The organism is Erwinia sp. TECH1 (genome assembly GCF_054057575.1).
Genome location: NZ_JBSRZK010000001.1, coordinates 3,801,589 through 3,822,863, shown reverse-complemented (window position 1 = coordinate 3,822,863; position 21,275 = coordinate 3,801,589). Strand labels below are relative to the sequence as shown.

Genomic DNA, 21,275 nt, shown 5'->3' with positions numbered 1-21,275 from the left:
AATCATCGCAATTTTTACGCCATCCGCGCATGGCTCAGATCGGCCATCAGCACCTTTGAGCGGCGCTGGTAGTTATACATCTGCTTTTTGCTTTCCGGCAGCTCTTCGATATCGACCGGCGTAAAGCCGCGCTCCTGGAACCAGTGAATGCTGCGTGTGGTCAGCACAAACAGCTTTTTCAGCCCCATCTGCCGCGCCTGCAGCGCCACTCTTTCCAGCAGCGCTTCGCCGCGCGACGAGCTGCGGTAGTCCGGGTGTACCGCGACGCAGGCCATCTCGCCGATTTTCTCTTCCGGGAAAGGGTAGAGCGCCGCGCAGCCGATGGTGAGGTTATCCCGCTCGATAATCGTAAATTTGTCGATTTCGATCTCTAACTGCTCGCGCGAGCGACGCACCAGAATGCCCTGCTGCTCCAGCGGGCGGATCAGCTCAAGGATGCCGCCGATGTCGTTGATGGTGGCGCGGCGGATCTGCTCGGCGCTTTCCATCACAATCTGCGTACCGATACCGTCACGCGAGAACAGTTCCTGCAACAGCGTGCCGTCCTCCTGATAGCTAATCAGGTGGCTGCGGCGCACGCCGCTGCGGCAGGCCTTCACCGCGCCGCGTAAAAAGCGCACGGTCGCAGACAGATAGTCATGGCCTTCTTCCAGCTCGATAATGCGCTGCTGCGCTTCGTTCGGGAACAGCTCGGAGATAATTGCGCCTTCGCTGTCGGTCACGCCCTGTTCCGCGCAGAAGCCGATCATTTTTTCCGCCTTCAGCTTGATCGCCAGCTGGGTGGCGACTTCTTCCGAGGTCAGGTTAAAGCTCTCGCCGGTCACGGAAACGGCAACCGGCCCCAGCAGCACGATAGCGCCGCTGTCGAGCTGGCGGTGAATAGCCTCTTCATCGATGCGGCGGATACGGCCGCTGTGGCAGTAATCCACGCCGTCATCCACGCCCAGCGGCTGCGCGATAATAAAGTTGCCGCTGACGACGTTGATATGCGCGCCCTGGAGCGGCGTGTTGTTCAGGCTCATCGACAGGCGCGCGGTGATATCCAGCTGTAAACGGCCTGCCGCCTGCTTAACCAGCTCCAGCGACTGCGCGTCGGTGACGCGGGTATGCTTGTGATAAACCGGCTCCAGCTGATGCTCCGCCAGATTGGCGTCAATCTGCGGCCTCGCACCGTATACCACCACCAGGCGAATGCCGAGGCTGTGCAGAAGGCCAATATCATTAACGATGCTTGAGAAGTTATCATGCTCAATGGCTTCGCCGCCCAGCATAATGACAAACGTCTTACCACGATGGGCATTGATATAGGGCACGGTATGGCGAAACCCCTGAACCAGCTCGGTACTCCGTTCCTTCACGGCAAACCCTCTATGAATTATTATTCGCTAAAAATGTATTTTTATTCTTTTATCGCGCGGGCGCAAGTGCCAATTTTCAACCTTCTCTTTAACGTAGCTTAACGCTGCGGCCCGTGAAGGGCTTTTGGGGGTGACACCGGCAGCAGGATTCGCTACAGTTTTGCGCCTGGTGGTTTTTTGGTTTTATTTTTCTTTACAAAACAGCAATTTCTTACTGGAGTGGCATGTCTGATTTACCTTCGCCCGGCCGACGTCGCTGGCTACAGGGCGCTGGCGCAGCGCTGCTGCTGAGCGTCAGCAAAGCGGGACTGGCGGCAAGCAGCCATATTGTGGCCGTGCGCATCTGGCCGTCTTCAACCTATTCCCGCGTCACGCTGGAATCCAATACTCCGCTGAAATATAAACAGTTTGCGTTAAGTCATCCTGAACGCATAGTGGTGGATATCTCCGGCGTGCACCTGAATCAGACCCTGCATCAGGTCGGGCATCTGGTGCGCAGCGACGATCCCTATATTAAAAGCGCGCGCGTCGGCCAGTTCGATCGCCATACGGTGCGGCTGGTGCTGGAGCTGAAGCAGAGCGTGACGCCAAAAGTCTTTACGCTCGATCCGGTCGCCGGCATCAAAAACCGCCTGGTGCTGGATCTCTATCCGGCCAGAAACCGCAGCCATAACCATGAAGACGATCCGCTGCTGGCGCTGTTGCAGGATTACAATAAAGGCGAGCTGGAAAGCGGCCAGCCCGCTTCCGCGCCGTTGCCCGGCAAAGCGGGGCGGGATCGTCCGATTATTATCATGATCGATCCCGGTCACGGCGGCGAAGATACCGGTGCTATCGGCAAGCATAAAACCAAAGAAAAGGACGTGGTGCTGAAAATCGCCCGTCGGTTGAAAGCGCTAATCGATAAGCAGCCCAATATGCGCGCGCATATGACACGCAGCGACGACGTATTTATTCCGTTGAAGGTGCGGGTGGCAAAAGCGCGCAGATTACGCGCCGATCTGTTTGTTTCTATTCATGCCGACGCCTTTACCAGCCGGGCGGCGCGAGGCTCTTCCGTGTTCGCGCTGTCGACTAAAGGCGCAACCAGCACCGCCGCGCGCTATCTGGCGCAAACGCAGAACGAATCGGATCTGATCGGCGGCGTCAGCATGAGCGGCGATCGCTACCTGGATCACACTATGTTCGATATGGTACAGAGCCTGACCGTTAACGACAGCCTGAAGTTCGGCAAGGAAGTGCTGGGACATATGGGCAAAATTAATCATCTGCACAAGAAGAAGGTGGAGCAGGCGGCTTTTGCGGTGTTGAAAGCGCCGGATATTCCTTCCATTCTGGTGGAAACGGCTTTTATCAGTAATCTGGAGGAGGAGCGCAAACTGCGTACGGCAGCGTTCCAGCGTCAGGTGGCGGAGTCGATTCTGGCAGGGATTAAAGGCTATTTTGCCCACGGCGCACCGTTAGCACCAAGATAGGAAAGCGGGCGGCGACAGGTCGTCCGATAAAATAAGAAAGTTGGAACGCCAGAAACAAAAAAACACCCGAAAGGGTGTTTAGTTGGTTGCGGGAGCCGGATTCGAACCGACGACCTTCGGGTTATGAGCCCGACGAGCTACCAGGCTGCTCCATCCCGCGTCCGATGCTGACGCTTCCATCACGGCAGACTTTTTTACTACTACATTTTCCTGAGAAAATGGTTGCGGGAGCCGGATTTGAACCGACGACCTTCGGGTTATGAGCCCGACGAGCTACCAGGCTGCTCCATCCCGCGTCCGAACTTCCTGGCGCTTCCATCACGACAGGTTTACTGCTTTTCCCCGGAGGGAATTGGTTGCGGGAGCCGGATTTGAACCGACGACCTTCGGGTTATGAGCCCGACGAGCTACCAGGCTGCTCCATCCCGCGTCCGTGGATGCGCACTATACTCTCCGGCGATTTTGTTGCAACCCTTTTTAGCAAATTAACGCCTGAAATCGCCCTTGCTGCTTAATTTGTCAGCCGATTGTTGTATTGTTGTGCAAAAACGACGCTTCTTTTTGGCGAGGACGTTTTAATCTGTGGGGCGCTTTGCTATCTTCGCCTGCAATTGCGTATAAAGGTAGAGAATAATGAAAGGACGTTGGGCAAAGTATATGGTCACCGGGGCGTTAATCGCCCTGCTTGCGGGATGTTCCTCCAAACCTACCGATCGCGGCCAGCAGTATAAGGACGGCAAGCTGCAGCAGCCGCTGGGGCTGGTTAATCAACCTAACGCCAAAGGGCGCCCCGTTAACGGCAAAGATTTTGCCGATCAGCTGCTGGAAATCCAGGCCGCTTCGCCAGCCATGTTTTCCCGCCAGCTTTCAACCTACAGCGCGCTAAAAAGCTGGCTGATGGCGGGCGGTGATACGCGGCAGCTGCGCCAGTACGGCGTGGATGCGTATCAGATGGAAGGCACCGACAATTATGGCAACGTGCAGTTTACCGGTTACTACACGCCGGTTATCCATGCCCGCTACACCCGCCAGGGCGAATTTCAGTATCCTTTATACCGCATGCCGCCGCGCGGCAAGCGCCGTTTGCCAAGCCGAGCGGAAATCTACAGCGGCGGCCTGGATGAACGTTACGTTATCGGTTACAGCAATTCGCTGATGGATAACTTTATTATGGACGTGCAGGGCAGCGGCTACGTTGACTACGGCGACGGCCGTCCTTTGACCTTCTTCGGCTACGGCGGCAAGAACGGCCATGCTTATCGCAGCATCGGTAAGGTGCTGATCGATCGCGGCGAAGTGAAGCGCGAAGATATGTCGATGCAGGCTATCCGCCAATGGGGCGAAAACCACAGCCCGGCCGAGGTGCGCGAGCTGCTGGAGCAGAACCCGTCCTTTGTCTTCTTTAAGCCGGAAGAGTTTGCGCCGGTACGCGGCGCGAGCGCGGTACCGCTGATCGCCAAAGCTTCGGTGGCCGCCGATCGTTCGCTGATCCCGCCGGGCACGGTACTGCTGGCGGAGGTGCCTTTGCTGAACGATAAAGGCAAGTTCAACGGCAAATATGAAATGCGCGTGATGGTGGCGCTCGACGTGGGCGGCGCTATTAAGGGCCAGCACTTTGATATCTATCAGGGTATCGGCGAGCAGGCGGGCCATATGGCAGGCTGGTATAACCACTACGGTCGCGTCTGGGTGCTGAAAGCGGCGCCGGGCGCGGGCGTTTCTCCTTTCTCTATGGCACAAAATGGCAATGCCGGTGCGGCGCTGGTCAGTCGATAATTAAGGTCAACGGGCCGGCGTTTCCGGCCCGTTTCCGACGTTGAGGTAAATCATGAGGGTTCTTTCCGACGCCTGGCTACAGCGCTTTGGCGGCACGGCACGCTTATATGGTCAGTCTGCTCTGCAACTTTTCGCCGACGCGCATATCTGCGTGATCGGCATTGGCGGCGTAGGCTCCTGGGCCGCTGAAGCGCTGGCGCGCACCGGTATCGGCGCCATCACGCTGATCGATATGGACGATGTCTGCGTGACCAATACCAACAGGCAGATCCACGCGCTGAAAGGCACAGTAGGGCAGGCGAAAACCGAGGTAATGGCGCAACGCATCCTGGCCATCAACCCGGAATGCAAAGTGACCTGCGTGGATGACTTTATCACTGCGGAAAATACGGCTGAGCTGATGAGCGGCGGCTTTACCTATGTGATTGACGCCATCGACAGCGTGCGGCCAAAAGCGGCGCTGCTGGCCTGGTGCCGCCGTAATAAAATCCCGCTGGTTACCACCGGCGGCGCAGGCGGTCAGATCGATCCCACGCAGATCCAGGTGGCGGATCTGGCGAAAACGATTCAGGATCCGCTGGCGGCTAAGCTGCGCGAACGGTTAAAAAGCGATTTCAATATCGTTAAAAACAGCAAGGGCAAGCTGGGTATTGACTGCGTGTTTTCCACCGAGGCGCTGATGTATCCGCAGCCGGACGGTTCCGTTTGCGCTTCACGCAGTACGGCGGAAGGGCCAAAGCGGATGGACTGCGCTTCCGGCTTCGGCGCGGCCACGATGGTCACCGCCACTTTCGGCTTCGTGGCCGTTTCCCACGTGCTGAAAAAAATGATGGCGAAAGCGGCGCGCGCCTGACGCCGCTTCTGATTTGCTTAACCCGCTTCGCTCGCCGCCTTCACTACCGCTGTCGCCAGTGCCGCCAGTCCGGCGCTGCGCGAGGCGCTGAGCTGATCGCGCAGCCCCAGGTCATCAAACAGCGCCAGCGGATCGCTCTGCAATATCTCTTCGGGCAGCTTTCCTTCCACGCTGACCAGCAGCACCGCCAGCAGTCCGCGCACGATGCGGCCTTCGCTGTCGCCGTAAAAGTGCAGGCTGCCGTCGGGCGACTGTCGATGTCCAAGCCAGACGCGGTTTTCACAGCCGCTGAGTTCGATTTCCGCCGTTTTCCACTCCTCCGCCAGTGCGGGCAGCTGTTTTCCCACCAAAATCAGCTGGCGATAGCGTTCTTCCCACTGCGTAAAGGCGGAAAAAGTCTGTTTTAAGCCGTCGGCGGTAATCAGCGTGCCGAACGGGTGCGGAGCCGGTAAAGTCGTCATAGTTAATCTGCCAAAAGTTCCAGTGCGGTGGTCATGGCGCTGACCAGCGCTTCAACATCGTTAAGCGTATTATAGGGCGCAAAAGAGGCGCGCAGGGTGCCGTTGACGCCAAGTGTCTGTAGCAGCGGCTGGGCGCAGTGCTGGCCGGCGCGCAGCGCGATGCCGCTTTCCGCCAGCAGCGTAACAATATCACTGTGGTGTACGCCCGCGATATCAAAGGCGAGCAGGCTGGAGCCGCTGGCTCGGAAGCTGCGAAAGCCGGGCAGATCCGCCAGCCGCTCTTCCGCCACGTCGGCCAGCCCGCAGCTCCAGCTTTCTGCCGCCGCCATATCCACTGTTTCCAGCCAGCTCAGCGCCGCGCTCAGCCCGATGACGCCCGCTACGTTGGGCGTGCCTGCCTCAAAGCGCCAGGGCACCGCCTGCGGCGTAAAGCCGTCAAAGCTGACGGTGGTCAGCATTTTGCCGCCGCCCTGCCAGGGCTGCATCGCTTCCAGCAGCGCCGTTTTGCCATAGAGCACGCCTGTCCCCATCGGCCCATAAAGCTTATGGGCGGAAAAAGCATAAAAGTCGATATCCAGCGCTGCTACGTCGGGCGGCCGATGCGCCACGCCCTGCGCGCCGTCTATAACTACCTTTGCGCCCGCGCGATGCGCCAGTGCGACGGCCTTGCTTACATCCGGGCAGCCACCGGTGACGTTGGACATTTGTCCAAGCGCCAGCACCCGCGTACGCGCATTCAGTAAGGTTTCCAGCGTCGCGATGCCGGGCAGCAAATCTTTGCCGATCGGCCACTTCACCACTTTGGCGCCGGTCTGCTCAGCCACCATCAGCCATGGCACCAGATTGGCGTGATGCTCGGCTTCGCTGACGACGATCTCATCGCCTGGCCGCAGGCGTGGTCGAAAATAGCCCTGGGCGATCAGGTTGATCGCTTCCGTGGTGCCTTTGGTCCAGACAATATTGCTGGCGAGCGGGGCATTCAGCAGTCGCGCCACCTGGCCACGGGCATTTTCATAGCGGTCGGTTAGCGCACGCGCGGCGGCAAACTGGCTGCGATGCACGGTTCCGGCCCCCTGACTGTAGAACGCCTGGGTGGCTTCAATCACCGCCGCTGGCTTCAGCGTGGTGGCCGCGCTGTCAAGATAGATGCCGGCTTCGTCCAGCGCGGGAAACTGCTGGCGAAAATGAACAGGCGAAAATATGCTCATGTTCTCCTCGAATAAGGGTGGATTGATGCGGTTTTTACCGAATCCAACTGAATTACAGGCGCTTTCCTGGCAATGTCTGAAAAGCGAGTTATCCTGATTTATGCAAGGTTTAAACTATTACCCGCAAATAAGCTTTCTCAGGACAGGCAATTTACTCGCTTTTTGCCTCGGGATCGCGCATTGCGGGTGGTTTATCGCATTACTATCTGCAAGGAGATATAAAGATGAAAAAATTTGCTGCTATTATGGCCGCCTGCGCCATGACTTTTGCCCTGGCTGCCTGCTCAAGCAATTATGTTATGCATACCAATGATGGCCGTACCATCGTCGCCGACGGCAAACCCGTAGTAGATGACGATACCGGTATGATCAGCTACAAAGATGCTAACGGCAACAAGCAGCAGATCAACCGTTCAGACGTAAAAGAAATGGTTGAAATGGGCCAGTAAGTTTCAGGCAAAAAAAAGCACCGCAATTTGCGGTGCTATTAAATCTCTATGGACAGACAGGGTAAATCTAAAAGCGGTAGTCGGACTACCCGATCTGCAAAAGGCAGATCAATTGCAAACACAACATCACGACCACAAGCCAAAAGCCTTCTAAAATCCCCGCGCAAGCGCTTCAATTTCAAACTGCTTTTCGTTCCGGCTCAGGAAGTGCGGCAACTATAGGTATTTGCTGGTGCATCCTCAACGGACAAATTATAATGGCTCGGATAAAAAAAACTAATACGTAAAGCTGCGTCAGCGGCCTTATGTCCGAAGCCAACATTCTGTAACCGGTAATCATGTCGAAACGTCTTCCTCCTTTAAATGCCCTGCGCGTATTTGATGCTGCCGCACGTCATCTCAGTTTTACCCGGGCCGCAGAAGAGCTTTTTGTGACCCAGGCGGCGGTAAGCCATCAGATCAAGTCACTGGAGGATTTTCTGGGCCTTAAGCTGTTCCGGCGGCGCAACCGCTCTTTATTGCTTACCGAGGAAGGCCAGAGCTACTACCTGGATATCAAAGAGATTTTCACCGCGCTGAACGACGCTACCCGCAAGCTTCAGGCACGGAGCGCGAAGGGCGCGCTGACCGTCAGCCTGCTGCCCAGCTTTGCGATCCAATGGCTGGTGCCGCGCCTGTCCAGCTTTAACTCAGCTTATCCGGGGATAGACGTGCGTATCCAGGCCGTCGATCGGGAAGAAGAGAAGCTGGCGGATGACGTAGACGTGGCTATTTTCTATGGGCGCGGCAACTGGCCGGGCCTGCGGGTGGAAAAACTTTATGCCGAATATTTGCTGCCTGTCTGTTCACCTTTGCTGTTAACCGGCGATAATCCTCTTAAAACGCCTGCCGATCTGACGCGCTTTACGCTGCTGCATGACGCTTCCCGTCGCGACTGGCAGGCCTATACGCGCCAGCTGGGCGTAAATATCAACGTGCAGCACGGCCCTATTTTCAGCCACAGCGCGATGGTTTTACAGGCGGCTATCCACGGCCAGGGCGTGGCGCTGGCGAACAACGTGATGGCGCAAACGGAGATAGAAGCGGGCAGGCTGGCCTGTCCCTTTAACGACGTGCTGGTAAGTAAAAACGCTTTTTATCTGGTTTGTCATGACAGTCAGGCAGAACTGGGTAAAATAGCCGCCTTTCGTCAGTGGATCCTGGCAAAAGCAGCCAGCGAACAGGAAAAATTCCGCTTCCGCTACGAAAGCTGAACCCTTAATCATGCGTTGCCAGGGCGGCGGCGCGTGCTGTCTCAGAGGATGATAAGAATGTCGAGTCGTGCAATGCTGATTTTTACGGCCATCAGCGGGTTTGTTTTTGTCATGCTGGGCGCATTTGGCGCTCATGTATTAAGCCGGTCACTGGGGCCGGGCGAAATGGCCTGGCTGAAAACCGGCCTGGAGTATCAGGGTTTCCACACGCTGGCGATCCTGGGCCTGGCGGCAGCGATGCGCAGCCGCGCCAATATCTGGTTTTACTGGAGCAGCGCGCTGCTGGCGCTGGGCACCGTACTGTTTAGCGGCAGCCTTTACTGTCTGGCGCTGTCCCATCTTAAGCTTTGGGTTTACGTTACGCCGGTAGGAGGCTTCTGCTTCCTGATTGGCTGGGTTTTAATGTTGATTGGCGCGCTGCGTCTGAAGAAAAGGGCAGAACGCCATGAATAAAGTTTTACTCTATTGCCGTCAGGGCTTTGAAAAAGAGTGCGCGGCGGAGATCACCGCGAAAGCCGCAGCCAGAGAAGTATTTGGCTTTGCGCGCGTAAAGGAAGATTCCGCTTACGTGCTGTTTGAATGCTATCAGCCTGAAGACGCCGAAAAACTGCTGCGCGAGCTGCCTTTCAGCGAGCTGATTTTTTCGCGTCAGATGATCGTCGTGGGCGAGCTGCTGCGCGATTTGCCTCCTGAGGATCGCGTCACGCCGGTGACGGGGATGCTGACCGGCGTGGTGGAAAAGGGCGGCGAGCTGCGGGTTGAAGTGCCGGACACTAACGAGAGCAAAGAGCTGCTGAAATTCTGCCGCAAGTTCACCGTGCCGCTGCGTTCCAGCCTGCGCTCGGCGGGCATCCTGCTGAATTACGAAAGCGACAAGCGTCCCGTGGTGCACGTCTTTTTTATCGCGCCGGGCTACTGCTACGTCGGCTACTCGCTGCCGCAGAACAACTCCCCGTTCTTTATGGGCATTCCACGGCTGAAGTTCCCGTCCGACGCGCCAAGCCGCTCGACGTTAAAGCTGGAAGAAGCGTTTCACGTTTTTGTACCGGCCGACGAATGGGAAGAACGCCTGGGCAGCGGCCTTTATGCGGTCGATTTGGGCGCCTGTCCCGGCGGCTGGACTTATCAGCTGGTGAAGCGCAGCATGATGGTGCACGCCGTTGATAACGGCCCGATGGCGCCGAGCCTGATGGATACCGGGCAGGTTTTCCACCATCGCGAGGACGGCTTTAAATATCGCCCGACGCGCAGCAACATCTACTGGCTGGTATGCGATATGGTGGAAAAACCGGTACGCGTGGCTAACCTGATGGCCGACTGGCTGGTGAACGGCTGGTGCCGTGAAGCGATCTTCAACCTCAAGCTGCCGATGAAAAAGCGTTATGAAGAGGTGTCGCAAAACCTGGCGATGATTGACGAGAAGCTGAAGGCCAACGGCATCAACGCACAAATTCAGGCGCGCCAGCTTTATCATGACCGCGAAGAAGTCACCGTGCATATTCGCCGCATCTGGGGCGCTACGCCAGGCCGCCGCGACGAGCGCTAAAGAGAGTCCGGGCCGCAGACCGCTGGTAAAAGACAGGCGGCAACTAAGTTGCCGCTATGTCCGTTAGCAACGCCAGTCCCTGGACGCGCGCTTGCCTTTACCGCAGCCGCAGCTCCTTCAGGTTGCCCGCCAGATGCAGATCGGTTTTCAGCGTTGCAACCTCCCGGCAGATCTGCGCCATCTCCTGCTGCTGCTCCAGTTTTTTGCGCCATTTATCCGCCACTTCCGGCAGCCGCTCGTAAATCGCCGCCAGCGAGCCGTAGGTTTGCAGCAGCTCTGCCGCGCTTTTCGCGCCGATGCCGGCCACGCCCGGGATCTTGCTGCTGCTGATACCGGCCAGCCCCCAGTAATCCGTCAGCTGCGCGGGCGCTACGCCAAACTCCTTTTCAATAAACGGCAAATCCAGCCAGCGCTTCTGAAAGTAGTCGCGGATTTGAATATTTGGTGCCAGCAGCTGGCAGTAGCCCTTATCGGTCGACACTATGGTTGCCTGATGGCCGCTGTCGGCAACCTTTACCGCCAAAGTGGCGGCCAGATCGTCCGCCTCTTCGCCCGGCGCGTGCCAGCAGGCCACGCCCGCCGCCTCAAACGCCGCCCGGATCTGCGGCATCTCTGTTTTTAACGTGTCCGGCATGGGCGCGCGTCCGGCTTTATAGTCCGGCAGGCGCTGATGACGCCAGCCTTCGTGGCGATCGTCGTCGTCAAACACCGCCACCGCATGGGTCGGCTTGCTGTGCAGGATAAGCTGTTGCACAGCATGGATACAGGTTTCCTGGCAGGGAGAATCCTGCACGGCGTGGATGCGACGAATCAGATTCAGCGCATCAATAATCAACAGATGAATAGTCATAGTGGATACTGAGCGGCACGGCTGCCGCTCCGCTGAGGGTTACTTAATGATTTCGTAGCAGGGGATGTAGGCCGTTCCCGGCAGCTTCATGCGGTGCTGGGCAACAAATCCCTGTAACAAATCGTCCATGCGGCGCATGATTTCTGCATCGCCGTGTATCTTATACGGGCCTTGTTCCTTAATCGCTTTGATCCCAGGCTCCTTGACGTTGCCCGCCACAATGCCGGAGAACGCGCGGCGCAGCGAGGCCGCCAGCTGTTCGGCAGGCTGATTGGGATAAAGATTAAGATTGGCCATATTTTCGTGCGTGGGCATAAACGGCACCTGCAAATTCGGCGCGATGCGGATTGACCAGTTAAAGCTATAGGCGTCGCCCGTCTCGCGCCGATGCTCTTTCACCTTCGGCATAGCGTTTTTCATCAGGCGCGCCACTTCCGCCGCGTCATCGATAATAATGGTGTAGTGCTGACGCGCGGCTTCGCCCAGCGTGCTGACGATAAACTCATCCAGCACGCGGAAGTAATCGGCGCTCTCTTTCGGGCCGGTGAGGATCAACGGCAGCACCTGATCGCGGTTCTGCGGATTCATCAGGATGCCCAGCAGATAGAGCAGCTCTTCCGCCGTACCCACGCCGCCCGGGAAAATAATGATGCCGTGGGCGATACGCACAAAGGCTTCCAGACGTTTTTCAATGTCCGGCATGATAATCAGTTCGTTGACCAGCGGATTCGGCGGCTCGGCGGCAATGATCGACGGTTCGGTCAGGCCGATAAAACGGCTCTCTTTGTAACGCTGCTGCGCGTGGCCCACGGCGGCGCCTTTCATCGGCGCTTCCATGACGCCCGGCCCGCAGCCGGTACAGATATTCAGCTCGCGCAGGCCCAGCTGCGAACCGACGTTGCGGCAGTACTGATATTCCACGGCGTTGATCGAGTGGCCGCCCCAGCAAACCACGGTATTCGGCAGCTCGCCGACGTGCAGCGCCCTGGCGTTACGCAGCAGCGAAAACACCAGGTTGGTGATGCGCACCGAGTCATCCACGTCCTGCTGCTGAAAGCCGCTGTCAAACTGACCATTTACAAACAGAATGTCGCGCAGCACGGCAAACAGGTTGGCCTGTAGCGAGCGAATGATGCGACCGTCGACAAAGGCTTCCTCCGGCGGATTAATCAGCTCCAGCTTGACGCCGCGCTCGCGCCGCAGCACGTTGATGTCAAAGTTTTCAAAACGCGACAGCAGTTCATGGCTGCTGTCCGTCTGGCTGCCGGAGTTAAGTACGGCAAGGGAACAGTTGCGGAAGAGTTGGTAAAGGTCGCTGCTGGCGGTGCGCTTCAGCATATCGACTTCCAGTTGAGACAACAGATCCATGGAGCCTAATGGGCTGATATGTGTGATCAAATTAACTCCTTTACACCCGTCCGGGCGGTGGTCGCTCCCCATCAAAAGCCCGCCGGATAAACGGCGAGCGTGACGGCGAAAAAATGTTCCCGGGCACCCGATGCCCGCTTCAGATTAGCCTTCTTCTCAAACAGTTAACAACGTTATCGTGCGTTTATGCGCGACGGTACGCAAAGTGCTACTGGCGTACCAGCCTGGACAGGCCGGGTTTAAATGCGCCGTTGCTGCGCCAGGGATTGATATCCAGGCCGCCGCGACGGGTATAGCGGGCATAAACGCTCAGGCTTTCCGGCTGGCAGAAGCGCAAGATATCATTGAAAATGCGCTCAACGCACTGCTCATGAAATTCGTTATGGTGCCGGAACGACACCAGGTAGCGCAGCAGCGCCTCACGCTGGATACGCGGGCCGCGATAGCTGATTTGCACTGAACCCCAGTCCGGCTGGTTGGTGATCAGACAGTTGGACTTCAGCAGATGGCTCACCAGTTTTTCTTCCACTACTTCCGGCTGCGTGGCCTGCTGGAGATAGTCGGTGCTGAAGGTATAGCTGTCGATCTCAATATCCTGCTCGTCAATGCAGTGGCCGCTGAAGTGGCCTATCGGCTGGCCTTCAATTTCCCGCAGCCGGAACAGCGCAACGCTGACCTCGCCCTGCGCGCAGGCGCTGAGGTCGCGCTCCAGCGTTGCCCGGACTTCGCCCCAGTCACCAAAGCGGGTCTGATTAAAGCTGTTAAGATAGAGCTTAAAGCTCTTGGACTCGATCAGGTTAACGCTGTGGGCATCCAGGCTGACTTCGCCAATCGCCACCTGCGGCAGGCCTTTGGCATTCAGCCAGGAGAGTTCGTACAGCGTCCAGATATCGGCGCCGTGGAAGGGCAAACTGTCAGGATAAAGCCCCAGCGGCTCACGGTTCATGCTTCTTGGCACCGCCTGGAGCAAAGAAGGCTGATACTGGTCGTGGTACTCTGTAGGTTTTCCTAACGTCAGGCCGCTCAGCGCCTGATGTGTATCTGAAGACATTGCATTACCTTATAGCCTGATATGACAGGTGAAGTGGTCAATCGTCTGCGGCCGGGAAGGCCCGGGCGACGCAACTAAAAACGTATAGCCTTAGTGTAACTCAGGCACCAGAGAGTGAAAAAAGAATGATTGATGAAACCTCCCGCGCCCTGGCTGATTTTACCCGCAACTATTGCGACCGGTGGGTCAGCGAATGCGGTCATCCGCCCGCCAGCAGCGAGCTGTATGGCGTTCCCTCGCCCTGCGTGCAGCAAACCGTTGGCGATGAGGTCTGGTGGCTACCGCAGCCCTTTACCCTCGCCAAAAACCTGGAAAACGTAGAGCGCGCGCTCGATTTACAAATTCAGCCTGCCGTCGTTGCCTGGTACACCTCGCAGTTTGCAGGCGATATGAAGACGCTGGTCAACGGCCAGCCCTGCACGCTGCTGCAAATATGGAGCGAAGACGATTTCGAGCGTATGCAGGAAAACTTGATCGGCCATCTGGTTATGAAGCGCCGTCTTAAACATTCGCCTACGTTTTTTATTGCTACCACACCATCCGAGCTGGAAATCATTTCCGTATGTAATTTGAGCGGGGAAGTGATTCTGGAAAAGCTGGGTACTAAAAAGCAGACGGTACTGGCCGCGAACCTGGAGCAATTCCTTGTTTCTTTACCGATTATTGATCCCTTAAGGTAAAGCGTCATTTATCTTGTGAGAGATCTCTTACAGAGTCTGTAAGAGATCGCTTTTATATCTTAAGAAAAAAAGGCGTTTTCTCCGGTAAAAGCAAAGCAAATCATAAAGTTGTTATAACGCTTTTCGTAAAAAAACCTGCCGGGGTCAAAAAAAAGTTTTCAGCCTATTGTTTGTCAGGTTCATTAAGGCAAACTTGATCCTGTCGCAAGGGATGGTGGCTTAAGGAACAAGCCGGTCGGTAGACTGAAAGCACCTGTTAAGGACTTCAGATCTGCGCAAGATATCTCAGGAGTGAGAAAAAGGGACACCTCCGGGAAGGAGAAACGTACTGCCGGAGAGCGGTAAGCCAGGATGCTCAGGGACATCGCCATTGACGGTGAAAGTGTAGGGAAAACTGCAGGACAAAGTTATCAGGGATGAGCAGGGAGCACTAAAAGTAGCTGGATTGCTGCGAACGAACCGGGAGCACTGTTTTTACAGTGCTCCCTTTTTTTCGTCCATACTTATCCCGTTGTCGGCGGTAATGCTATGCTTGCGACCCTTTAAAACTGACCAGGAGAGCTTAGATGAGCCGGGAACTTGAAATCCGCAATCGCCTGCAGGCTATTGAGCAGGCCTTACATGACGCCGGGCTGTGGCAAAACTGCGCGCCAAACGCCGAGGCGTTTGAAAGCACCGAGCCTTTTTGCGTAGATACCATGATGCCGATCCAGTGGCTACAGTGGGTTTTCCTGCCGCGTATGCAGGCGCTGCTGGATGCGCAGTCTGCTTTGCCGGTAAAGCTGGCTATCGCCCCTTATTATGAAGTGGCGCTGGAAGGTGCTATTCCGGGCCGCGCCAATCTGCTGCACATGCTGAACCAGCTTGATCAACTGTTCGAGCACGACGCCTGATGCTGGAGATCCTTTATCAGGACGAGTGGCTGGTCGCGGTGAATAAACCCTCAGGCTGGCTGGTGCACCGCAGTTGGCTCGACAGGCATGAAAGCGTTTTCGTGATGCAAACCGTGCGCGATCAGATAGGCCAGCACGTATTTACCGTTCATCGGCTCGATCGCCCCACGTCGGGCGTGCTGTTGATGGGCTTATCCAGCGAGGTCGCCCGCCTGCTTTCGCAGCAGTTTGAGCAGCACCAGCTGCAAAAAACCTATCATGCCGTGGTCAGAGGCTGGCTGGATGGCGAAGAAACGCTGGATTACGCATTAACTGAAGAGCTGGATAAGATCGCTGACAGGTTCAGCGAGCAGAATAAGGAACCGCAGCCTGCCGTGACCCACTGGCGCGCGCTGGATAAAGCGGAGCTGCCGGTGCCGGTCAGCCGATACGATACCTCGCGCTATACGCTGATGGAGCTGAAGCCGCAGACGGGCCGCAAGCACCAGCTGCGTCGGCATATGACCCATCTGCGCCATCCGATTATCGGCGACAGCGCGCACGGCGATCTGCGGCAGAATCGCAGCGCGGCACAGCACTTCGGCATGACGCGGCTGATGCTGCACGCCAGCGAACTGCGGCTGACGCATCCGGTAACGGGCGAGCCTTTGCTGCTGCGCGCGGGTCTGGACTCGGTCTGGCAGGGAATGATGGCGCAGTTTGGCTGGGAAGACGCTCTCCCCAATCTTCCCAGGGTTGAGTTTGCGGCATCTTGCCTGCAGGATAGCGGTTCAGACCAGGCAACGAGGAGATAAGCATGGCGCAAATAGGCATTTTTGTAGGGACGGTTTACGGTAACGCGCTGCTGGTGGCGGAAGAGGCGGAGCCTTTATTGACGGATGCCGGTCATCAGGTGGAAATTTTTGAAGATCCCACGCTTGAACAGTGGCAGCGTTACGCCGACGGCGTGGCATTGGTGATCACCTCGACCACGGCTCAGGGCGATCTGCCGGACAGCATCACGCCGCTGTTTTATGCTATCAAAGACAAGCTGGGCCATCAGCCCACTCTGCGCTACGGCGTGATTGCGCTGGGCGACAGCAACTACGATGATTTCTGCGGCGCGGGGAAAAAGTTCGATGTGCTGTTGCAGGAGCACTCGGCGAAGCGGGTCGGCGATGTACTGCTGATCGATGCTAACGACTATCCGGAGCCTGAAACGCTTTCTTCGCCGTGGGTTGAAGCCTGGCTGAAGCAGCTGGATTAATAGCCGGGCCTTCGCCTTAAAGGGAAGGCCCGCAGCATCAGGTAACCGGTGCCGGATTGAATACCGCCAGCGAGTTACGGATCCCCCAGCGGTCGGACCAGGTTTGTTTCCGGCCGCTGGCGATATCCAGGATCAGCTCAAACAGCCGCCAGCCTACCTGTTCTATGGTTTCCTCGCCCGTCGCAATCGTCCCCGCATTGATATCCATTAAGTCATGCCATCTTTCCGCCAGCGCGTTGCGCGTCGCCATTTTGATTACGGGGATAGCCGCCAGGCCGTAAGGCGTGCCGCGTCCTGTAGTAAACACCTGCAAAGTAATGCCGGAAGCCATCTGCTGCGTGCCGCAGACGAAATCACTGGCGGGTGTGGCGGCATAGATCAGGCCGCGTTTGGTGGGGCGCTGGCCTGGCGACAGCACCTCAACGATAGCGCTGCGGCCCGATTTGGCGATAGAACCCAGCGCCTTTTCCACCACGTTCGCCAGCCCGCCTTTCTTGTTGCCGGGCGAAGGGTTAGCGCTGCGATCGGTTTTGCCCATATTCAGATAGTCATCGTACCAGGCCATCTCTTCCAGCAGCCGCTGGCCGACTTCTTGTGTCGCCACGCGCGGCGTCAGCAGATGCACCGCATCGCGCACTTCGGTCACCTCGGAGAACATCACCGTCGCGCCGCAGCGCACCAGCAGATCGGAAGCGAAACCTACCGCCGGGTTGGCGGTTACGCCGGAAAAGGCATCGCTGCCGCCGCACTGCATACCGACGATCAGTTCCGCTGCCGGTACCGTTTCACGCTGGCGCTGGTTCAGGCGTTGCAGATGGCGTTCGGCAACCTGCAAAATATCGGCAACCATAGATTCAAAGCCAACATGCTTCTCATCCTGTAGGCGCACCACGTCATTATCATCCAGCGAAATCGCCTGTACGTCGGGCGTGCCTTCCAGCAGGCGCTCGGGTTGAAGTTTCTCACAGCCCAGGCCGACAATCATTACTTCGCCGCCGAAGTTGGCGTTCAGCGCCAGGTTGTGAATGGTACGGATCGGCACCACGGCGGCCGGCGCGTTGATCGCCACGCCGCAGCCGTAAAGGTGATTCAGCGCCACCACGCCATCGACGTTAGGATATTTTGGCAGCAATTCACGCTCAATAATCTGCACCACGTAATCGACCACGCCCGCCACGCAGTGCACGCTGGTAGTAATCCCCAGCAGGTTGCGCGTGCCCACGCTGCCGTCGGCGTTGCGATAGCCTTCAAAGGTGTAGCCTTCAAGCGGCGGCAGGGCGGGCGGCACATTGTTGGCCAGCGGCAGGCTGGCGAGATCCGGCGCTTCCGGCAACACCACCAGCGACTCGTCAATCCAGCCGCCGCGAGGAATATCGCGCACCGCATAACCAATCACTTCGCCATAGCGAATAATATCGCCGCCTTGCGTAATATCGTTTAATGCAACTTTATGTCCCTGGGGAATATGTTCTTTTAGTACCAGTCCGCATGAAAAAGTCGTACCAGCCTTTAATCCATTATTATTTACAACAATGGCGACGTTATCGTTTTCATGCACCTTTATATAAAGGGGAAGATCGTTTCTGGAAATGTTCATTGCTCGACAAGTCCTGAGATAAATGAATCGGCACGTTCTTTATTTTAAAGGTGGGTGAGAAGCGTTTTCGGGTGGAATTATTCTGCTGTTGGACAGTATAGAGAGGCTTCAGGCCGAAAACATTATGCAAATGTCCGACATGGCGCGGTAACAATCAGCGTATTTTCAGGCAAGAGTACAGGCGACAGTGAGGAGGCTCACAAAGAAAAAGGGAACGTGACCGCGCCCGCAGAACCCGCTGTTTCCGTGAGCCACTCCGCAACGAATTGGGCATATGCAAGAACATCTCTGGGTTTTTCCCGTTTTAATAGTGCTTTTTACCGGTGCTTTACCTGAGTGGCCTCCCTATACTTTTTAACAAACGGGACGAGAGCTTTGAACGTTGTGATTATTCTGCCACTTAATCGCTGTGTTTAACCTGACATCATTCTGATACCCAACGCGATGTGTATGCAGTCCAGAGTGAGTTTGCCTGACCGCTATATTTCAGGAGTGCATCATGGATTCAATCAGCAGTGCTGCGAGCACCGTGCAAAAAAGAACTAATGCTCGCTACTGGATAGTGGTGATGCTATTTATCGTCACCTCATTTAATTATGGCGACCGCGCCACTATCGCTATCGCCGGTTCGGCAATGTCGAAAGACATCGGGCTGGATCCGGTCGGGCTGGGCTATATCTTCTCCGCTTTCTCATGGGCTTACGTAATAGGGCAGATCCCCGGCGGCTGGCTGCTGGACCGGTTCGGCTCAAAGCGCGTCTATTTCTGGAGCATCTTCCTGTGGTCGCTGTTCACGCTGTTGCAGGGCTTTGTCGATCTGCTCAGCGGCTTCAGCATTATCGTCACGCTGTTTATGCTCAGGTTTATGGTCGGCCTGGCGGAAGCGCCTTCTTTTCCCGGCAACAGCCGCATCGTCGCCGCCTGGTTCCCCGCGCAGGAGCGCGGCACCGCCGTCGCTATTTTTAACTCGGCGCAGTACTTCGCCACGGTGATCTTCGCGCCGATCATGGGCTGGCTTACCTCCGAAGTCGGCTGGGCGCACGTGTTCTGGTTTATGGGCGGGCTGGGCATCATCATCAGCTTTATCTGGCTCAAAGTGATCCACGATCCGAACGACCATCCGGGCGTCAATAAAGCCGAGCTGGAATATATGGAGCAGGGCGGCGCGCTGATTAATATGGATATGAAAAAAGCCGAGCGTAAGGTCAGCTGGGCGGAGAAAAAAGCGCAGATAAAGCAGCTGATTACCTCAAGAATGATGATAGGTATCTACCTGGGTCAGTACTGCATTAACGCCTTAACCTACTTCTTTATCACCTGGTTCCCGGTTTATCTGGTGCAGGCGCGCGGCATGTCCATTCTGAAGGCCGGCATGGTGGCGTCGATTCCGGCCATCTGCGGTTTCCTGGGCGGCGTGCTGGGCGGCATTATTTCCGACTGGCTGATGCGTAAAACCGGCTCGCTGAATATCGCCCGTAAAACCCCAATCGTTCTCGGCATGCTGCTTTCTATCACCATGGTGGTCTGTAACTACGTCGATACGGAATGGGTGGTGGTGTTCTTTATGGCGCTGGCTTTCTTCGGCAAAGGGATTGGCGCGCTGGGCTGGGCGGTGATGGCGGATACCGCGCCGAAAGAGATCAGCGGGCTTAGCGGCGGGCTGTTCAATATGTTCGGCAACATTTCCGGCATCGTCACGCCGGTGGTGATCGGTTACATCATCGCCACGACCGGCTCCTATAACGGCGCGCTGATTTACGTTTGTATTCATGCGTTTGTCGCGGTAATGAGCTACCTGGTGCTGGTACGCGATATCAAGCGTATTGAACTGAAACCTTTGTAAGGACGAGTTATGACGACGCAAAGCAGCCCGACGATCACCGATATGAAAGTGATCCCGGTAGCGGGATACGACAGCATGTTGCTGAATATCGGCGGCGCGCACGGCGCTTACTTTACCCGCAATATCGTGGTGCTGACCGACAGCGCCGGACACACCGGCGTGGGAGAAGCGCCGGGCGGCGAGACGATTTACCAGACGCTGCTGGATGCCGTCCCCCAGGTCAAAGGGCGGGAAGTCGCCAGGATGAACCGGCTGGTGCAGGAGGTGCATCGGGGCAACCAGTCGGCGGATTTTGATAACTTCGGCAAAGGCGCGTGGACGTTTGAACTGCGCGTCAACGCGGTGGCCGCGCTGGAAGCGGCGCTGCTGGATCTGCTGGGACAGTGCCTGAACGTACCGGTCGCGGAACTGCTGGGGCCGGGCAAACAGCGTGATGAAGTGACGGTGCTGGGGTATCTGTTCTATATCGGCGACCGGGAAAAAACCGATCTTCCTTACCTGAACGGCGAGAACGCCCCGCACGACTGGTATCGCCTGCGTCATCAGAAGGCGATGGACAGCGAGGCCGTGGTGCGGCTGGCGGAAGCCGCGCAGGATAAATATGGCTTCAAGGATTTCAAGCTCAAAGGCGGCGTGCTGCCGGGCGAGCAGGAGATCGACGCGGTGAAAGCGATGAAAAAACGTTTTCCCGAAGCGCGCATCACCGTCGATCCCAACGGTGCCTGGCTGCTTGATGAAGCTATCGCGCTGTGTAAAGACATGCAGGGCATTCTGACCTATGCGGAAGATCCGTGCGGCGCGGAGCAGGGCTTTTCGGGCCGTGAGGTAATGGCGGAATTCCGCCGCGCGACCGGCCTGCCGGTTGCCACCAATATGATCGCCACTAACTGGCGGGAAATGAACCATGCCGTAATGCTGAACGCCGTCGATATTCCGCTGGCCGATCCGCACTTCTGGACGCTGAGCGGTGCGGTGCGTGTCGCCCAGCTGTGCGACGACTGGGGGCTGACCTGGGGCTGCCATTCCAATAACCACTTCGATATTTCGCTGGCGATGTTTACGCACGTGGGCGCCGCCGCGCCGGGCAAGCCGACGGCCATTGATACCCACTGGATCTGGCAGGAAGGCGATCAGCGCCTGACCAAAGAACCTTTGCAGATCCGCAACGGCAAGATCGCCGTGCCGGATGCGCCGGGGCTGGGCATTGAGCTGGACTGGGCGCAAATTGAAAAAGCCCACGCGCTTTATAAAACGCTGCCCGGCGGCGCGCGCAACGATGCCGCCGCCATGCAATACCTGATCCCCGGCTGGACATTCGATCGCAAACGCCCGGCCTTTGGGCGCTGAACCTTACAGAAGGAATACGTT

At 56.9% G+C, this 21,275-nt stretch carries 20 protein-coding genes and 3 tRNA genes; 13 read left to right on the top strand and 10 right to left on the bottom strand.

Annotated features, from left to right (window positions below; genetic code table 11):
- Positions 1–14: 14 nt before the first annotated feature.
- Positions 15–1,358 carry an amino-acid N-acetyltransferase gene (argA, locus tag ACVWZ0_RS17955; protein ID WP_253458786.1) on the bottom strand — a complete coding sequence of 448 codons (1,344 nt, stop codon included), beginning with the start codon at positions 1,356–1,358 and terminating at the stop codon, positions 15–17.
- A 224-nt stretch (positions 1,359–1,582) separates the two neighbouring features.
- Here argA and amiC point away from each other — a divergent pair, with 224 nt between their 5' ends.
- Complete coding sequence (gene amiC / locus ACVWZ0_RS17950; RefSeq protein WP_253458789.1) at positions 1,583–2,833, top strand: N-acetylmuramoyl-L-alanine amidase AmiC; 1,251 nt, start codon at positions 1,583–1,585, stop codon at positions 2,831–2,833.
- Between the two features lie 83 nt (positions 2,834–2,916).
- Here the strand turns inward: amiC and ACVWZ0_RS17945 are convergent.
- From ACVWZ0_RS17945 to ACVWZ0_RS17935, 3 genes are all read right to left on the bottom strand, one after another.
- A tRNA-Met gene (locus tag ACVWZ0_RS17945) sits at positions 2,917–2,993 on the bottom strand.
- Positions 2,994–3,052: 59 nt separating this feature from the next.
- Positions 3,053–3,129: transfer RNA gene (locus tag ACVWZ0_RS17940), tRNA-Met, on the bottom strand.
- 57 nt (positions 3,130–3,186) lie between these two features.
- A tRNA-Met gene (locus ACVWZ0_RS17935) sits at positions 3,187–3,263 on the bottom strand.
- A gap of 203 nt (positions 3,264–3,466) precedes the next feature.
- Between ACVWZ0_RS17935 and mltA the strand changes: the two genes are divergently transcribed.
- Positions 3,467–4,609: a murein transglycosylase A gene (gene mltA, locus ACVWZ0_RS17930; protein ID WP_253458791.1), complete on the top strand. Its 1,143-nt coding sequence runs from the start codon at positions 3,467–3,469 to the stop codon at positions 4,607–4,609.
- 52 nt (positions 4,610–4,661) lie between these two features.
- A complete protein-coding gene (gene tcdA / locus ACVWZ0_RS17925) occupies positions 4,662–5,462 on the top strand; it encodes a tRNA cyclic N6-threonylcarbamoyladenosine(37) synthase TcdA (RefSeq protein ID WP_253458794.1) in 801 nt (266 codons plus the stop codon).
- Between the two features lie 17 nt (positions 5,463–5,479).
- On the opposite strand, the gene csdE is transcribed toward tcdA, so the two are convergent.
- Positions 5,480–5,923 carry a cysteine desulfurase sulfur acceptor subunit CsdE gene (csdE, locus tag ACVWZ0_RS17920; protein WP_253458796.1) on the bottom strand — a complete coding sequence of 148 codons (444 nt, stop codon included), beginning with the start codon at positions 5,921–5,923 and terminating at the stop codon, positions 5,480–5,482.
- 2 nt (positions 5,924–5,925) lie between these two features.
- Complete coding sequence (gene csdA, locus ACVWZ0_RS17915; RefSeq protein ID WP_253458798.1) at positions 5,926–7,131, bottom strand: cysteine desulfurase CsdA; 1,206 nt, start codon at positions 7,129–7,131, stop codon at positions 5,926–5,928.
- Between the two features lie 224 nt (positions 7,132–7,355).
- Here csdA and ACVWZ0_RS17910 point away from each other — a divergent pair, with 224 nt between their 5' ends.
- The 4 genes from ACVWZ0_RS17910 (at position 7,356) to rlmM (ending at position 10,379) form a co-directional block, all read left to right on the top strand.
- Positions 7,356–7,580: a YgdI/YgdR family lipoprotein gene (locus tag ACVWZ0_RS17910; protein ID WP_253458800.1), complete on the top strand. Its 225-nt coding sequence runs from the start codon at positions 7,356–7,358 to the stop codon at positions 7,578–7,580.
- Between the two features lie 338 nt (positions 7,581–7,918).
- The gene (locus ACVWZ0_RS17905; RefSeq protein ID WP_125287404.1) at positions 7,919–8,833 is read left to right on the top strand and encodes a transcriptional regulator GcvA; all 915 of its coding nucleotides are present in this window, start codon (positions 7,919–7,921) and stop codon (positions 8,831–8,833) included.
- Between the two features lie 57 nt (positions 8,834–8,890).
- Positions 8,891–9,286: a DUF423 domain-containing protein gene (locus ACVWZ0_RS17900; protein ID WP_253458802.1), complete on the top strand. Its 396-nt coding sequence runs from the start codon at positions 8,891–8,893 to the stop codon at positions 9,284–9,286.
- Positions 9,279–10,379 (top strand): 23S rRNA (cytidine(2498)-2'-O)-methyltransferase RlmM, encoded by a 1,101-nt coding sequence (gene rlmM, locus ACVWZ0_RS17895; protein WP_253458804.1) that lies wholly within the window; start codon positions 9,279–9,281, stop codon positions 10,377–10,379. Before ACVWZ0_RS17900 ends, rlmM begins: the two co-directional genes overlap by 8 nt.
- Positions 10,380–10,476: 97 nt before the next feature.
- On the opposite strand, the gene xni is transcribed toward rlmM, so the two are convergent.
- From xni to queF, 3 genes are all read right to left on the bottom strand, one after another.
- Entirely contained in the window at positions 10,477–11,229 is a 753-nt protein-coding gene (gene xni / locus ACVWZ0_RS17890) for a flap endonuclease Xni (protein ID WP_253458807.1), read from the bottom strand.
- A 39-nt stretch (positions 11,230–11,268) separates the two neighbouring features.
- On the bottom strand, positions 11,269–12,627 hold the full coding sequence (ppnN, locus tag ACVWZ0_RS17885; protein WP_253458809.1) for a nucleotide 5'-monophosphate nucleosidase PpnN: 1,359 nt from the start codon (positions 12,625–12,627) through the stop codon (positions 11,269–11,271).
- Between the two features lie 178 nt (positions 12,628–12,805).
- The gene (gene queF / locus ACVWZ0_RS17880) at positions 12,806–13,648 is read right to left on the bottom strand and encodes an NADPH-dependent 7-cyano-7-deazaguanine reductase QueF (RefSeq protein WP_253458812.1); all 843 of its coding nucleotides are present in this window, start codon (positions 13,646–13,648) and stop codon (positions 12,806–12,808) included.
- Between the two features lie 125 nt (positions 13,649–13,773).
- Between queF and syd the strand changes: the two genes are divergently transcribed.
- From syd to ACVWZ0_RS17860, 4 genes are all read left to right on the top strand, one after another.
- Positions 13,774–14,328, top strand: a complete 555-nt coding sequence (syd, locus tag ACVWZ0_RS17875; protein WP_253458814.1) for a SecY-interacting protein — start codon at positions 13,774–13,776, stop codon at positions 14,326–14,328.
- Positions 14,329–14,894: 566 nt separating this feature from the next.
- Positions 14,895–15,221, top strand: a complete 327-nt coding sequence (locus tag ACVWZ0_RS17870) for a YqcC family protein (RefSeq protein WP_253458816.1) — start codon at positions 14,895–14,897, stop codon at positions 15,219–15,221.
- Entirely contained in the window at positions 15,221–16,015 is a 795-nt protein-coding gene (gene truC / locus ACVWZ0_RS17865; protein ID WP_253458817.1) for a tRNA pseudouridine(65) synthase TruC, read from the top strand. Before ACVWZ0_RS17870 ends, truC begins: the two co-directional genes overlap by 1 nt.
- 2 nt (positions 16,016–16,017) lie before the next feature.
- On the top strand, positions 16,018–16,467 hold the full coding sequence (locus ACVWZ0_RS17860) for a flavodoxin (RefSeq protein ID WP_253458820.1): 450 nt from the start codon (positions 16,018–16,020) through the stop codon (positions 16,465–16,467).
- Between the two features lie 37 nt (positions 16,468–16,504).
- On the opposite strand, the gene garD is transcribed toward ACVWZ0_RS17860, so the two are convergent.
- Positions 16,505–18,064, bottom strand: coding sequence for a galactarate dehydratase (gene garD / locus ACVWZ0_RS17855; protein ID WP_253458822.1), 1,560 nt, complete (start codon positions 18,062–18,064; stop codon positions 16,505–16,507).
- Between the two features lie 499 nt (positions 18,065–18,563).
- On the opposite strand from garD, the gene ACVWZ0_RS17850 reads away from it, so the two are divergent.
- Together ACVWZ0_RS17850 and ACVWZ0_RS17845 are read left to right on the top strand one after the other, a co-directional pair.
- Positions 18,564–19,907, top strand: coding sequence for an MFS transporter (locus ACVWZ0_RS17850; RefSeq protein WP_253458824.1), 1,344 nt, complete (start codon positions 18,564–18,566; stop codon positions 19,905–19,907).
- A gap of 9 nt (positions 19,908–19,916) precedes the next feature.
- On the top strand, positions 19,917–21,254 hold the full coding sequence (locus ACVWZ0_RS17845) for a glucarate dehydratase family protein (protein WP_253458827.1): 1,338 nt from the start codon (positions 19,917–19,919) through the stop codon (positions 21,252–21,254).
- Positions 21,255–21,275: the final 21 nt, after the last annotated feature.

Excerpts from the sequence above, each read along its gene's own strand:
- garD (WP_253458822.1), bottom strand. The coding sequence starts at position 18,064 with ATGAACATTTCCAGAAACGATCTTCCCCTTTATATAAAGGTGCATGAA.
- ACVWZ0_RS17870 (WP_253458816.1), top strand. The coding sequence starts at position 14,895 with ATGAGCCGGGAACTTGAAATCCGCAATCGCCTGCAGGCTATTGAGCAG.
- queF (WP_253458812.1), bottom strand. The coding sequence starts at position 13,648 with ATGTCTTCAGATACACATCAGGCGCTGAGCGGCCTGACGTTAGGAAAA.
- ACVWZ0_RS17910 (WP_253458800.1), top strand. The coding sequence starts at position 7,356 with ATGAAAAAATTTGCTGCTATTATGGCCGCCTGCGCCATGACTTTTGCC.
- ACVWZ0_RS17850 (WP_253458824.1), top strand. The coding sequence starts at position 18,564 with ATGGATTCAATCAGCAGTGCTGCGAGCACCGTGCAAAAAAGAACTAAT.
- ACVWZ0_RS17900 (WP_253458802.1), top strand. The coding sequence starts at position 8,891 with ATGTCGAGTCGTGCAATGCTGATTTTTACGGCCATCAGCGGGTTTGTT.
- ACVWZ0_RS17845 (WP_253458827.1), top strand. The coding sequence starts at position 19,917 with ATGACGACGCAAAGCAGCCCGACGATCACCGATATGAAAGTGATCCCG.
- amiC (WP_253458789.1), top strand. The coding sequence starts at position 1,583 with ATGTCTGATTTACCTTCGCCCGGCCGACGTCGCTGGCTACAGGGCGCT.
- ACVWZ0_RS17905 (WP_125287404.1), top strand. The coding sequence starts at position 7,919 with ATGTCGAAACGTCTTCCTCCTTTAAATGCCCTGCGCGTATTTGATGCT.
- xni (WP_253458807.1), bottom strand. The coding sequence starts at position 11,229 with ATGACTATTCATCTGTTGATTATTGATGCGCTGAATCTGATTCGTCGC.
- mltA (WP_253458791.1), top strand. The coding sequence starts at position 3,467 with ATGAAAGGACGTTGGGCAAAGTATATGGTCACCGGGGCGTTAATCGCC.
- rlmM (WP_253458804.1), top strand. The coding sequence starts at position 9,279 with ATGAATAAAGTTTTACTCTATTGCCGTCAGGGCTTTGAAAAAGAGTGC.
- truC (WP_253458817.1), top strand. The coding sequence starts at position 15,221 with ATGCTGGAGATCCTTTATCAGGACGAGTGGCTGGTCGCGGTGAATAAA.
- tcdA (WP_253458794.1), top strand. The coding sequence starts at position 4,662 with ATGAGGGTTCTTTCCGACGCCTGGCTACAGCGCTTTGGCGGCACGGCA.
- csdA (WP_253458798.1), bottom strand. The coding sequence starts at position 7,131 with ATGAGCATATTTTCGCCTGTTCATTTTCGCCAGCAGTTTCCCGCGCTG.
- syd (WP_253458814.1), top strand. The coding sequence starts at position 13,774 with ATGATTGATGAAACCTCCCGCGCCCTGGCTGATTTTACCCGCAACTAT.
- ACVWZ0_RS17860 (WP_253458820.1), top strand. The coding sequence starts at position 16,018 with ATGGCGCAAATAGGCATTTTTGTAGGGACGGTTTACGGTAACGCGCTG.
- csdE (WP_253458796.1), bottom strand. The coding sequence starts at position 5,923 with ATGACGACTTTACCGGCTCCGCACCCGTTCGGCACGCTGATTACCGCC.